We start from the raw sequence: 12,927 nt of genomic DNA, 5'->3' as shown, positions 1-12,927 counted from the left end.
GCCTAAATTATCTTAGTAAATTCGTTTATACGGAAGCTTTTATTAACTCACGATTCATTCTGGCAATATTATCCAACGAAATGCCTTTTGGACATTCCACTTCACAAGCTCCTGTATTTGTACAGTTACCAAAACCTTCTAAATCCATTTGAGCTACCATGTTCTTCACACGATCTGCTGCTTCAACTTGTCCTTGTGGCAGTAAAGCGTATTGCGATACTTTGGCACCAACAAACAACATTGCACTAGAGTTTTTACATGTGGCAACACAAGCGCCACAACCAATACAAGTAGCGGCATCCATCGCCTCATCGGCAGCATGTTTAGAAATAGGAATTGAATTGGCATCCTGGGTATTTCCTGAAGTATTTACAGAAATAAAACCTCCTGCCTGCTGAATCCGTTCAAAAGCGGTTCTATCTACTACTAAATCTTTGATAACAGGAAATGCTGCTGCTCTAAATGGTTCAATAGTTATAGTGTCTCCATCCTTAAACATTCTCATGTGCAACTGGCATGTTGTAATACCTCTATCTGGACCATGTGCCTCTCCATTTATATACATAGAGCACATACCACAAATACCTTCTCTACAATCATGATCGAAAGCTACAGGTTCTTCTCCTTTCCCTACAAGTTGTTCGTTCAACACGTCCATCATTTCTAAAAAAGACATGTGTTCTGAAATATCTGTAACTTTATAATCTACCATCTGACCCTTTGCATTCGAGTCTTTTTGTCTCCAAATTTTAAGCGTTAAATTCATAGCGTCTTTTTTATTTGTAACTTCTTTCTTTTACTTCAATATTTTCATAAACCAGAGGTTCTTTATGTAATTTAGCCTCACTTGGCTCTCCTACATATTCCCAAGCAGAAACATATTGAAACTCTTTTCTGCGTTTTGCCTCTCCCTCTGGAGTTTGATATTCTTCCCTAAAGTGACCTCCAGCAGATTCTTCTCTTACCAAGGCATCCTTAGCAAATAACTCTCCTAGTTCTAAGAAATCGGCAACACGTCCTGCCTTTTCTAATTCAGGGTTCATTTCATCGGCCTTTCCTGGAACTTTTACATCTTTCCAAAATTCTTCACGAATTTCTTTTATTTCTTTTATAGCTTCTTTAAGCCCTTTTTCATTTCTAGACATACCGCATTTATCCCACATTACCTTTCCAAGTTTCTTATGAAAATAATCTACAGATTTTGTCCCATTATTAGTGGTAAAGAATTCAATTCTATCTTTAACTTCTTTCTCTGCTTCATCAAACTCTTTTGTATCCGTTGGGATTTTACCAGTTCTAATATCATCGGCTAGGTAGTCTCCAATAGTGTATGGCAATACAAAATAACCATCGGCCAAACCTTGCATTAATGCAGAGGCTCCAAGTCGGTTTGCACCGTGATCAGAGAAATTTGCTTCTCCAATGCAATACAATCCTGGTACAGTAGTCATTAAGTTATAATCTACCCAAACACCTCCCATAGTATAATGTACCGCTGGATAAATCATCATAGGAGTTTCATACGGGTTTTCATCTACAATCTTCTCATACATTTGAAATAGGTTCCCATATTTAGCTTCAACTATAGCTTTACCTAATTCGTATATTTTTGCTTTTGAAGGATTTGAGATATTATGGATTTTAGCTTGCTCACTTCCATAACGGTTAATCGCATCAGCAAAATCTAAATACACCGCTTCTCCAGTGGCATTCACACCAAATCCTGCATCACAACGTTCTTTAGCAGCTCTTGAAGCCACGTCTCTTGGCACTAGGTTTCCAAACGCTGGATAGCGACGTTCTAAATAGTAGTCTCTTTCCTCTTCTGATAAATCTGTCGGTTTCTTCTTGCCTTCTCTAATCGCTTTAGCATCTTCTAGTTTCGCTGGCACCCAAATACGTCCGTCGTTACGAAGCGACTCCGACATCAAAGTCAGTTTTGATTGATAATCTCCCGAACGTGGAATACAAGTTGGGTGAATTTGAGTATAACAAGGGTTAGCGAAATACGCGCCTTTTTTATGGATTTTCCAAGCAGCAGTAACATTACTACCCATTGCATTGGTTGATAAGAAATATACATTACCATATCCGCCCGTACCCACAACAACGGCATGTGCTGAATGACGCTCTATTTCACCGGTAATTAAATTTCTTGCAATAATACCTCGAGCCTTTCCATCAACAATAACAACATCTAACATCTCGTGGCGGTTAAACATTTCAATCTTACCACGCGCTATTTGACGGTTCATAGCAGAATAAGCCCCTAACAATAATTGCTGACCTGTTTGTCCTTTAGCATAAAATGTTCTTGACACTAACACCCCGCCAAAAGAACGATTATCTAACAAACCACCATAATCACGCGCAAATGGAACACCTTGTGCTACACATTGGTCGATAATATTTGCCGAAACCTCTGCTAACCTATATACATTGGCTTCACGCGAACGGTAATCGCCTCCCTTTACTGTATCATAAAATAATCTGTAAGTGGAGTCACCGTCACCCTGATAATTTTTAGCAGCGTTAATACCTCCTTGTGCAGCAATAGAGTGTGCACGTCTTGGAGAATCTTGGTAAGCAAATGCTTTTACATTGTAACCTAATTCGGCCAATGTAGCAGCTGCAGAACCTCCTGCTAAACCTGTTCCAACCACAATAACATCAATATGACGCTTGTTGGCAGGATTTACAAGATTAATTTTATTTTTATAGTCTGTCCATTTATCTTGAATTGGACCTTCTGGTACTTTTGAATCTAAAGCCATAATATTTAAGATTAATGGTGTGGATTTAAATGATGATACACTGCAATAATTATAAATCCTAACGGGATAATAATTGAATATGCCTTACCAATTTGTTGTAACGTTTTTTTACGTCCTGCAGAAGAACCTACAGATTGGAATGCCGATGTAAAACCGTGTGCTAAATGCAAACCTAAAAGTACAAAAGAGATAACATATGCTGCTACTCTTAACGGACTTTGAAATTTCTCTACAAGCTCATGGAAATAACGATATTCTCCATCATGCATTCCAGACATATCCCCAACAATATATTTGGTATTAATTTCTGGTATCCAAAAATCGATAAAGTGCAACACTAAAAATGCTAAAACTACCAAGCCGCTATAAATCATATTTCTACTCACCCATGACGAGTTGGCTGCCCCATTGTTTCTGGCATAACTTACACCGTTTGCTTTTTTATTTTGAATCTCTAAAATAAAACCCATTACAAAATGAAATACCACACCAACAATTAAAACAGGTTGCAATGCAAATTGCACTAACGGATTTGTTCCCATAAAATGAGATAATTCGTTAAATAAATCTGCACTAAATAGTGATGTAATATTTACAGCTAAATGGATAATTAAGAAGAACATAAGGAAAAAAGCAGAAAGTGCCATAGCTACTTTTCTTCCAATCGAAGATTTAAAAAATCCGGCCATTGTTTATTAAAATTTTAATTTACACAAAGGTAGTTATGGACACGCTCTTAGACAACTCTCAAATGCTATGTTTTCATTATTTAGAATGGTTTTAATTAACGTTCCTAAAACTTGATGAAAACCTTAAAAAAGGAATTCAATTCAGTATGTCTTAAAAATTAATTTCGTGAACTGACTTATTGAATTACTATCTTCCTTACAACAGAAGCTTCATCAGATGCTATTTTTATAAAATAAACACCGCTAGAGATGTTAGATAGATTTATGGTCTTAACTTTTAGACCTTTTGAAATATCGAACTCAACAATACGGCGTCCGCTTAAATCATAGATTAAAGCCCGTTTTAACGTTAAGTATGATGAGTTTTTAATAAACAACATGTTGTCTGTAGGGTTGGGATAAAGCTTTACTCCATTTTCTAAAATAGCGTTTTCAACACTTAGCGCACAAGCAGCATCACTCATTGGAGCTAGTACAAAAGGTGGACATGGGTTTGATGCAGTACTCCTATCTTGTATCACATTTGCGGCAGTACTATTATTTGCGGTAATTAGTCTTTGAAACTCTCCATTACTAAAAGCATAATGCATTACATCTTCTGCATTATTACCTACCGTATTATTATTGGGATCAATAATATGTGCCAATTGATGGCTGTGCCCTAATTCATGTAATGCAATACTTTCAAAATCAATTTGTCCTGAAGCAGGAGCACCTGTTCCCGTGTACCAGTTTGTTGTGTCGTTAAATACTAAATCAAGCTCTGAAACATACCAATTAAATGAGCCCCCTCCATCACTACATCCGGAAAAAAAAGAATAGCATACCCCTAATGTGCCAGAATCAAGCTCACTTCCATTATCAAATCGTATAACATTAGTCCCATCTGTTGAACCACCAGCCGAGTCTACCGTAGTGGGGCTCGTCCCTATTTCATAATTAATTCCTGTTTCACATATCCAGTTATTAAATGCTCGTGTAAACGCTGCTTTTGCTCCTGGAACTTCTGTATCATTAAAAAAATCAGTTTGCATACGCCAGGTCATACCCCCACTAATATTTTGCCCTACATGTTGCACTTGATACGCGGTTTCTGGGTTACCCCCAGCAGTTGTCACCACATTTATTTCAGCATAAAGCACTGTTAGTGTTGATGATTCAGGGGATAGAGCTCCATTATCATCTCTAACCTTAACTGTACCCGTTCCCGCATCAGAAGGCACCTCAACCACTATTTGATCGTCTGCCCAACTTATCACCTGTGTATCCAAGGCATCAATAAATGTTGCACCACCATCATCAGCATTTCTAAACTGTACTTTTCCTTGTACCGCGCCAAACCCAGATCCTGTGATGGTTAATGGGTCTTTTGTTCCAGCTGTTACCGTTGTTTTATTTAGAGTAAGAGCACTTGGTGGCAAAAACACTTTACCTGTTGCATTTTTAGAAAAACTTTCTTTAGCTTCAAATGCTTTAAGTTCAACAAAATGAGATTTTGAATATTGTTGAATTTCGTTGTAAAAATCGCCGCTAATATTTTGCTTCCTCACAAAAGGATTAGCCGCTAAATCTTCTGATAAGTTATATTTATAAAACCCTTGGGATAAGCCATAGGGTTTAAACTTTGGTGTTTTGGAGTTTGCTCTTTTTGAAAAAGATAAGTTGTTATTTTCTAAGGTAAACACACCAACATCTCCTTTACGCAATTTTAAACTAGGATGCGCAACTAAAGCCTGCATGCCAACTGTTCCACCTACGGTAATCACCTCTATGGTAGAAGCTGTTGTGCCCTTAAAAACCTTAAATACCTCTATAGTATTTATTGTATAAATAAGGTTATGGTTATCATCCCAAGTAGATATTTTTCCTATAACTTCTCCTTCAACAACTAAATCTGAATTTTCGATTTGTGTTCGTAAGGGTATTTTTTCTATCAATACTTGGGCTACAATATGATTAGGTAAGAATAGGTATAAAAACATCAAACATAAAAGACTTAAAAGTGGGGTTTTTCTCATTCGTTTTAGGTATTGTGATTTATTAATTAGGTCGAGGTAAAGTTTCAAATATAACGAATAAAAATCTGTTTTTTTATTTATACTTTTACCTTAATTAAAGAAATCAACGCAACAAGCACATGAAATATTCTGCAATAGACAATCAATTATTTATAAATAACAGAGCCAAATTTGCTTCTAAAATGAAGCCCAACAGTTTAGCCATTTTCAACTCAAACGATATATATCCCATAAGCGCAGACAGCACCATGCCCTTTCAACAACACCGAGATATTTTCTATTTGAGCGGTGTAGATCAAGAAGAAAGCATTTTGGTGATTTTTCCTGATTGCCCCAAAGAGAAACACAAAGAAATTTTGTTTCTACGTGAAACTAATGAACATATTGCTGTGTGGGAAGGCGAGAAATTAACAAAAGAAAAAGCGTTTGAAACAAGCGGTGTAAAAACGGTGTATTGGCTACAAGATCTAGAAAAAGTGCTTTTTGAGATCATGACGCAGTGCGATACGGTTTACATCAACACTAACGAACATTATAGAGCCTCGGTTGAAGTAGAAACTCGTGAAGACCGCTTTACAAAATGGTTAAAAGAAAAATACCCAGCTCATTCTGTAGCTAAAAGTAATCCTATTTTACAACGCTTACGTTCGGTTAAAGAAGATGTAGAAATTGAACTCATTCAGAAAGCATGTAATATTACAGAAAAGGGTTTCAAGCGTATTTTAAATTTTATAAAACCTGGAGTTACGGAATATGAAATTGAAGCGGAGTTCATTCACGAATTTATAAGAAGTCGGTCTAAAGGCTTCGCATATACACCCATTATAGCTTCTGGAAACAACGCGAATGTATTACATTATGTTGAGAACAACCAGAAATGTAAAGCAGGCGATTTAATTTTAATGGATGTTGGGGCAGAATATGCGAACTATGCTAGTGATATGACAAGAACCGTACCTGTTTCAGGTCGCTTTTCTGAAAGACAAAAAGCCGTTTACAATGCTGTTCTAAACGTAAAGAATGAAGCTACTAAAATGTTGGTTCCAGGCGCATATTGGGGCGACTATCATGTTGAAGTAGGTAAACTTATGACATCTGAATTGTTAGACTTGGGGTTGCTTGATAAAGCTGACGTGAAAAATGAAAACCCTGAATGGCCCGCCTATAAAAAATACTTTATGCATGGAACGAGTCACCATATGGGATTAGACACGCATGACTATGGTATTTTAACAGAGCCAATGCAAGCAAATATGGTATTTACTGTTGAACCTGGAATCTATATTCCTGAGGAAGGTTTTGGGGTTAGGCTAGAAGATGATGTTGTAATTCAAAACACTGGAGAGCCCATTAATCTTATGAAAAACATCCCGATTGAAATTGATGAAATCGAAACCATTATGAATGCATAAAAAAAGAGGCTTAGCGCCTCTTTTTTGTTAACTAAAATTATTGTTGTAGAGTGACTAATTCAAATAAATAATTATTTAGTTTTTGCAATGTGGTTACTTTATTTGTAGTGTCGACAAGTAAGGAGATATTATTTCTACTTCCGCCATACGATATCATCCTTATCTTAACATCCTTAAGTATTTTAAATAGCTTATAGGTCTTCTCATGGTTTACAATAGAGTGACCGACCAAACATATAATACTTTGATTTTTATCTACCTCTATTGAAGCAAAAGCTTCCAATTCTGATATTATTTTATCTAAATTCTTGTCGTCATCAATAGTTAATGATACTGCCACTTCTGATGTTGTAATCATATCTATTGACGTTTCATAAGTTTCAAAAATTTCAAACACCTTTTTCAAAAACCCATGCGCTTGAAGCATTCTTCCAGACTTTATTTTAATGGCTGTAATGTTATCCTTTGCAGCTATGGCTTTTATACCGGTTTCAAAATGGCTGCTGGTAATAGAAGTACCCTTGGCCTCTGGATCCATGGTGTTTTTTAAACGTACAGGAATTCCATCTTCCCTAACTGGCAAAACGGTTTGTGGGTGCAAGATTTTAGCACCAAAATAAGCCAACTCCGCCGCCTCATCAAATGACAGGTCCGAAATAGGCTTAGTACCCTCAACAAACCTAGGGTCGTTATTATGCATGCCATCAATATCAGTCCAAATCTGCACTTCTTCGGCTTTAATTGCTGCTCCAATTATTGTAGCCGTATAATCACTTCCACCTCTTTGTAAGTTTGAAACCTCGCCATTATCATCCAAACATATAAAGCCTTGGGTAATGTATATTTCAGCATTACCTGCTTCTGTTAAAACTTTACTTAAATTTTGTTTTATATAATGAAACGATGGTTCTTTATGCTCATCTATTCTCATAAAATCCAAAGCAGGTAATAAGGCAGAACTGATACCTTCTTGCTCTAAAAATGTATGAAACATAAATGTTGACATCAACTCACCTTGAGCCAAAATTTCATTTTCTAATACTTGAGAAAACGTTTTGTAAGTGCATTCTACTAAGAAGTTAAAACGCTCTGAAATATAGCTTTTTGTTAATGAGTTTAACCGTTGATTTGGTAAAAGCTCGTTAATTACTGTTGTGTATTTCTCATGAAGTAAATTAATAGTCTCTAACGCCTTTTCCGAATTAGAATCTTTAATATTTTTAGCTATTTCAACTAAACTATTGGTTGTACCAGACATTGCAGAAAGTACAACTATTTTTTTATCGCCATCGTTGATAATCTGTTTTACATTAGCCATGTTTTCAACAGACCCAACAGATGTTCCTCCAAATTTTAAAACCTTCATTATCATTATTTTGAAGCGCAAAAGTAGAACACATCTACAAACATGACATATTTATGTAAAAAAATGTTTATTTTTACACAAATTGTTAAATAATTAACATGAAAACTGTATCTAATTGCGTTGAAGACATTTTAATTACGCAACCTTATCTAGAGGAAGCGTTGGCGCGAAACATAATTAACTTTAGCGCTCTGGCGGTAGAACTTACCGAACCTATAAGTAAAATGCTAAAAAAAGATGTGAAGCCTGGGGCTATAATGATGGCTTTAAGGCGTTATAATCCACCGCCAACATTAGGGAATACGGTAAAAATGAAACGTGTTATCCAAAACTTAGGTGACATTACAGTGCGCTCTAATCTTACGGATTTTACAGTAAAAAATTCAGCGACTTTAATAGATAATCATGCGAAAATACTGGAACGCATTAACCAAGAAGATAAGTTTTTTTACACCTTTACTAGGGGTATTCACGAAAGTAATATTATAGTTTCCAGTAGTTTAAATGATTTTGTGAATGAACATTTAATTCAGGAACATTTTATTGTTATTCAAGAAAATCTTTCGGCAATAAGTATTAATTTACCTCAGGACAACTCCAAAATCGCTGGTCTTTATTATCACTTTTTTAAGCGATTAGCTTGGGAAGGTGTTGTATTATATGAAGTGCTTTCCACTACTAATGAATTCACTATTTTAGTAGAAGACGAATTTGTAGACAAGGCCTTTACAGCAATAAAAAAAGTAAAATCTTAAACCGACAAGCCCTTCCTTGAAAGCACATTCACCAAAATAAAGGTTATAAAAGCTGGTAAAACCCACCCAAAACTATGTTCTGCTAATGGGATATAGGCGATTATTCCTTCTAAAGTTTCAGAAGGCAAAATAAATCCAATTACATCTGGAATACTAAAAAGAAATGTTACCAATACCACCAAACGAAATACTAGTACTGATGCAAAACGTTCTGGAATAGCATTTAGCAAGATTAAAATAATAGTTATAGGATAAATAAATAACAAAAACGGGATGGCGATAACGATAATAGCGTTAAAATTTAACTGCCCTACTACAACACCAAAAACACATGCTAAAATTGCCGCAATAACATAAACGGTTTTAGAATTTTTAAACAACCCTTTAAAGTAATCTGCAGCTCCAGTAACTATGCCAACAGCGGTAGTAAAACAGGCTAAACCTATCAAAATACTTAAAACAGAACCGCCAATATTTCCTAAAGCATTATTGCTTATGTGTCTCAATAGATTGGCTCGCTGCATATTGTTGCTCAAGGTATCATCCAAATCAATTTCCGCACTGAAAAAAGCACCTGTAGCAATTAATCCTAGATAAATTAAAAACAGTCCTAATCCTGAAATAATTCCTGATTTTTTAATAAGCGCTTTCTTTTCCTCAAAAGAATAATCAAATTTTTGGTTTATTGAAATGATAATTACCGCGCCTACCACAACAGAACCAATAGCATCAAATGTTTGATACCCCTCAAAAACTCCATTTAGCAAAGGAAACTCCATAGGAACAGAAGCAACTCTAAAATCTAAAGTAAAAAGACTGACTAGTATAACAAGCAATAAAATAATTACAATAACAGGAGTTAAATATTTACCTATCAACTGTAGAATCTTAGAGCGATTAAAGACAAAAACCAAAACAAACGCAAAGTATACAAGACTAGTGCTGAGTGCGCCAACATTAAAATTTGGTGCAATCGCAATTTCGTATGTTGCCGCAGCAGTTCGTGGCGACGGAATGGCAACTGCGATAATATAAATAATTACACAATATAAAAAACTAAAGCTGGGGGATACTTTTTTTCCAAAATCAAACAGAGTGCCTTGTAGTTTAGAATGTGCATAAATACCCAAAATAGGTACAAAAACTGCCGTAAGCATAAAGCCAATACTTACCCACAGCCAATGGTCTCCAGAATTATAACCTAGAAGTGGCGGCAATAATAAATTGCCAGCTCCGAAAAAAAGGGAAAATAAAGCAAAACTAGTAATTGCCAATGCCTTAGTTTTATTCATAGGATGATTTTATCTTTGCCCAAGATAAATTAATTATGGTTTTAGAACACAAAGGCACTCCCATTTTTTATACAGATAACGGGGAAGGACAGCCAATAGTGCTGCTACATGGATTTTTAGAAAATAGCAGTATTTGGAATCCATTTGTACCTGCCTTAAAGAAAAAAAATAGAGTAATTTGTATTGATTTGTTAGGGCACGGAAAATCTGGTTGTTTGGGATATATACATACTATGGAACAAATGGCTGAGGCTGTAAAAGCTATTTTAAAGCATTTAAGGATACAACACTCCTATGTATTGGGACACTCTATGGGAGGTTACGTAGCATTGGCCTTTGCGGATAAATATCAAAATGAAGTAAGAGGTTTATGTTTGATAAATTCTACGGCAAGTGCTGACACCAGGGAAAAGCAAAAGAACAGAGATAGAGCAATTTTAGCTGTAAAAGAAAATCACAGAACCTTCATACGAATCGCAATCTCTAATTTATTCAGCCTGAAAAATCGCAGTGTGTTTTCCAAAGAAATAAATGCATTAACTCTAGATGCACAAAAAACGCCATTGCAAGGTATTATTGCAGCATTAGAAGGCATGAAGATAAGAAAGAACAGAGAGGATGTATTTAAAAACGGTAGTTTTAATAAAATGCTAATTTTGGGAAAAGAAGACCCCGTTTTAGATTATAAACTTTTGGTCGATCAAACTAAAAATACCGACATAGAAATTGTACTATTTCCCGATGGGCACATGAGCTATATTGAAAATAAAGAAGAATTACTACAAAAAATAATGCGTTTCATCGAATAATTAAGCTTTATGTCGAATAATTGATAAATATTTAGTATGTTTAGGTCCTATTTTAGTTGAATTGATAAAACTTAACCTATGCAAAAAAGTACTAACTCCGCTTTTATACCTAAGATGTATTGCAACATTTTTGGTCACAACTATCAAGTTACTAAAAGAGTAACGCGCCACGTCAAAGAATATACATGCGCACATTGTAAAAAGCAATTAACCACTAGCAGCAACGGGAATTTGGTTGAACTTACACCGAAATTTCAAGAAATAAATGCTATTCTAGAGCGTATTCATCAATCTAGAATGAATCGTTTAAAGAAGAAAACATTCGCTTCGTCGATTTATTAACCGTTTATTAACATTTATAGTTCGTTTTTAATAATTTCACACTTCTCTCACTAAAATTATTAATATGCGAACAAAATGAAGAATATCCATTGCAAAGTTTTTGGACACAACTATAAAGTGTCTAGACATGTAACATACCATGTAAAAGAATACACCTGTTGCAACTGCAAAAAACAGCTTACTACTAACGGCAAAGGCAACTTAACCGAACTTACTCCTAAGTTCAAAGAAATAAATGACGTTTTAGAACGCATTCACCAAAAAAAGAATAGAGTTAGATTAAAGACAAAGGAATACAATTCTGAATTGCTTGTTTTTACGCATTAAAATTCTTCCATCCTTGCGCTTTTAGCTCAATTTTTGTCTCGGCTCTGGTCACTAAATGCATTCCAGCAGAAACTTCCGTAATATATCCTATGACAGATAAATTCGGGTTCGCCTTTATTTTAGGAAAATCTTCTTGGGAAATCGTAAACAACAATTCGTAATCTTCACCTCCGTTTAACGCTACAGTAGTACTATCGATATTGAATTCTTCACAAGTAGAAATCACTTGAGGATCCAGCGGGATTTTATTTTCATACAAATCACATCCTACTTTACTATTTGTACATAAATGAATAATTTCTGAAGACAAACCATCGCTAATATCAATCATTGATGTAGGTTTCACCTCTAAGTCTTTTAACAGTTTAACGATATCCTTTCTAGCCTCAGGCTTCAGTTGTCGTTCGATAATATAAGTGTAAGGCTCTAAATCTGGTTGGCTATTGGGGTTAACCTTATAAACCTCCTTTTCACGTTCTAAAACCTGTAAACCCATGTAGGCAGCTCCTAAATCTCCTGAAACCACTAACAAATCATTAGGTTTTGCCCCACTTCTGTAAACCACATCAGTATTAGAAACTTCACCTAATGCAGTAACAGATATTAACAAGCCCTTGGTTGAAGACGTGGTGTCTCCTCCTACAACATCAATATTATATAAGTTTGCGGCCGTTTCAATCCCTGCATATATTTCTTCCAAAGCTTCTAAAGGAAACCTGTTAGAGACCGCTATGGAAACTGTAATTTGTGTGGCTTCAGCATTCATAGCATACACATCCGATAAATTTACCATTACTGCTTTATACCCTAAATGCTTTAATGGCATATAACTGAGATCAAAATGCACACCTTCAACTAACAGATCAGTAGTAACAACTACTTTTTTATCCTTAAAATCTAATACCGCGGCATCATCTCCAATACCCTTTATGGTGGATTTATGATTAATTTTAAATTGTTTTGTTAAGTGCTCAATGAGTGCAAATTCACCCAAATTACTCAAATCGGTCCGCGATTGGTTTTTATCTTCTATCATACTGCAAAAATAAGAAGGCTTTTTAATTTAATTTATTAATTAAATCATTTAATTTTAATACGTTAAATTTGTGCACTATCGTAGTTTACTGCAATATTAAATAAGCA

Annotated in this window: 12 protein-coding genes; 5 read left to right on the top strand and 7 right to left on the bottom strand. The window is 35.3% G+C overall.

Features of this window, described 5'->3' with window-relative positions:
- Positions 1 to 25 precede the first annotated feature (25 nt).
- The 4 genes from BMY39_RS03340 to BMY39_RS03325 form a co-directional block, all read right to left on the bottom strand.
- Positions 26 to 766, bottom strand: coding sequence for a succinate dehydrogenase/fumarate reductase iron-sulfur subunit (locus BMY39_RS03340; protein WP_092575361.1), 741 nt, complete (start codon positions 764 to 766; stop codon positions 26 to 28).
- A gap of 10 nt (positions 767 to 776) precedes the next feature.
- Complete coding sequence (locus tag BMY39_RS03335; protein WP_177176559.1) at positions 777 to 2,777, bottom strand: fumarate reductase/succinate dehydrogenase flavoprotein subunit; 2,001 nt, start codon at positions 2,775 to 2,777, stop codon at positions 777 to 779.
- Between the two features lie 8 nt (positions 2,778 to 2,785).
- Positions 2,786 to 3,463, bottom strand: a complete 678-nt coding sequence (locus tag BMY39_RS03330; RefSeq protein ID WP_092575354.1) for a succinate dehydrogenase cytochrome b subunit — start codon at positions 3,461 to 3,463, stop codon at positions 2,786 to 2,788.
- Between the two features lie 176 nt (positions 3,464 to 3,639).
- Positions 3,640 to 5,481, bottom strand: coding sequence for a T9SS type A sorting domain-containing protein (locus BMY39_RS03325; protein ID WP_092575349.1), 1,842 nt, complete (start codon positions 5,479 to 5,481; stop codon positions 3,640 to 3,642).
- Positions 5,482 to 5,600: 119 nt separating this feature from the next.
- Here BMY39_RS03325 and BMY39_RS03320 point away from each other — a divergent pair, with 119 nt between their 5' ends.
- Entirely contained in the window at positions 5,601 to 6,893 is a 1,293-nt protein-coding gene (locus BMY39_RS03320; RefSeq protein ID WP_092575345.1) for an aminopeptidase P family protein, read from the top strand.
- 37 nt (positions 6,894 to 6,930) lie between these two features.
- Here BMY39_RS03320 and BMY39_RS03315 read toward each other — a convergent pair whose 3' ends face one another.
- On the bottom strand, positions 6,931 to 8,259 hold the full coding sequence (locus BMY39_RS03315; RefSeq protein ID WP_092575337.1) for an aspartate kinase: 1,329 nt from the start codon (positions 8,257 to 8,259) through the stop codon (positions 6,931 to 6,933).
- Between the two features lie 98 nt (positions 8,260 to 8,357).
- On the opposite strand from BMY39_RS03315, the gene BMY39_RS03310 reads away from it, so the two are divergent.
- Complete coding sequence (locus BMY39_RS03310; RefSeq protein WP_092575334.1) at positions 8,358 to 9,014, top strand: hypothetical protein; 657 nt, start codon at positions 8,358 to 8,360, stop codon at positions 9,012 to 9,014.
- Here the strand turns inward: BMY39_RS03310 and BMY39_RS03305 are convergent.
- Entirely contained in the window at positions 9,011 to 10,306 is a 1,296-nt protein-coding gene (locus BMY39_RS03305; protein ID WP_092575331.1) for a branched-chain amino acid transport system II carrier protein, read from the bottom strand. The genes BMY39_RS03310 and BMY39_RS03305 overlap by 4 nt on opposite strands.
- A gap of 35 nt (positions 10,307 to 10,341) precedes the next feature.
- Between BMY39_RS03305 and BMY39_RS03300 the strand changes: the two genes are divergently transcribed.
- From BMY39_RS03300 to BMY39_RS03290, 3 genes are all read left to right on the top strand, one after another.
- Positions 10,342 to 11,115 (top strand): alpha/beta fold hydrolase, encoded by a 774-nt coding sequence (locus tag BMY39_RS03300; RefSeq protein ID WP_092575328.1) that lies wholly within the window; start codon positions 10,342 to 10,344, stop codon positions 11,113 to 11,115.
- A gap of 78 nt (positions 11,116 to 11,193) precedes the next feature.
- Positions 11,194 to 11,457, top strand: coding sequence for a hypothetical protein (locus tag BMY39_RS03295; protein ID WP_092575325.1), 264 nt, complete (start codon positions 11,194 to 11,196; stop codon positions 11,455 to 11,457).
- A 75-nt stretch (positions 11,458 to 11,532) separates the two neighbouring features.
- Positions 11,533 to 11,784, top strand: coding sequence for a hypothetical protein (locus BMY39_RS03290; protein WP_092575322.1), 252 nt, complete (start codon positions 11,533 to 11,535; stop codon positions 11,782 to 11,784).
- On the opposite strand, the gene thiL is transcribed toward BMY39_RS03290, so the two are convergent.
- A complete protein-coding gene (gene thiL, locus BMY39_RS03285) occupies positions 11,774 to 12,820 on the bottom strand; it encodes a thiamine-phosphate kinase (RefSeq protein WP_092575319.1) in 1,047 nt (348 codons plus the stop codon). The genes BMY39_RS03290 and thiL overlap by 11 nt on opposite strands.
- Between the last annotated feature and the right edge of the window lie 107 nt (positions 12,821 to 12,927).

This window comes from Hyunsoonleella jejuensis, assembly GCF_900111025.1.
Taxonomy (GTDB): Bacteria; Bacteroidota; Bacteroidia; order Flavobacteriales; family Flavobacteriaceae; genus Jejuia; species Jejuia jejuensis.
This window is presented reverse-complemented; position numbering and strand designations above follow the sequence as displayed.

Excerpts from the sequence above, each read along its gene's own strand:
- BMY39_RS03340 (WP_092575361.1), bottom strand. The coding sequence starts at position 766 with ATGAATTTAACGCTTAAAATTTGGAGACAAAAAGACTCGAATGCAAAG.
- BMY39_RS03330 (WP_092575354.1), bottom strand. The coding sequence starts at position 3,463 with ATGGCCGGATTTTTTAAATCTTCGATTGGAAGAAAAGTAGCTATGGCA.
- BMY39_RS03325 (WP_092575349.1), bottom strand. The coding sequence starts at position 5,481 with ATGAGAAAAACCCCACTTTTAAGTCTTTTATGTTTGATGTTTTTATAC.
- BMY39_RS03320 (WP_092575345.1), top strand. The coding sequence starts at position 5,601 with ATGAAATATTCTGCAATAGACAATCAATTATTTATAAATAACAGAGCC.
- BMY39_RS03315 (WP_092575337.1), bottom strand. The coding sequence starts at position 8,259 with ATGAAGGTTTTAAAATTTGGAGGAACATCTGTTGGGTCTGTTGAAAAC.
- BMY39_RS03310 (WP_092575334.1), top strand. The coding sequence starts at position 8,358 with ATGAAAACTGTATCTAATTGCGTTGAAGACATTTTAATTACGCAACCT.
- BMY39_RS03305 (WP_092575331.1), bottom strand. The coding sequence starts at position 10,306 with ATGAATAAAACTAAGGCATTGGCAATTACTAGTTTTGCTTTATTTTCC.
- BMY39_RS03300 (WP_092575328.1), top strand. The coding sequence starts at position 10,342 with ATGGTTTTAGAACACAAAGGCACTCCCATTTTTTATACAGATAACGGG.
- BMY39_RS03295 (WP_092575325.1), top strand. The coding sequence starts at position 11,194 with ATGCAAAAAAGTACTAACTCCGCTTTTATACCTAAGATGTATTGCAAC.
- BMY39_RS03290 (WP_092575322.1), top strand. The coding sequence starts at position 11,533 with ATGAAGAATATCCATTGCAAAGTTTTTGGACACAACTATAAAGTGTCT.
- thiL (WP_092575319.1), bottom strand. The coding sequence starts at position 12,820 with ATGATAGAAGATAAAAACCAATCGCGGACCGATTTGAGTAATTTGGGT.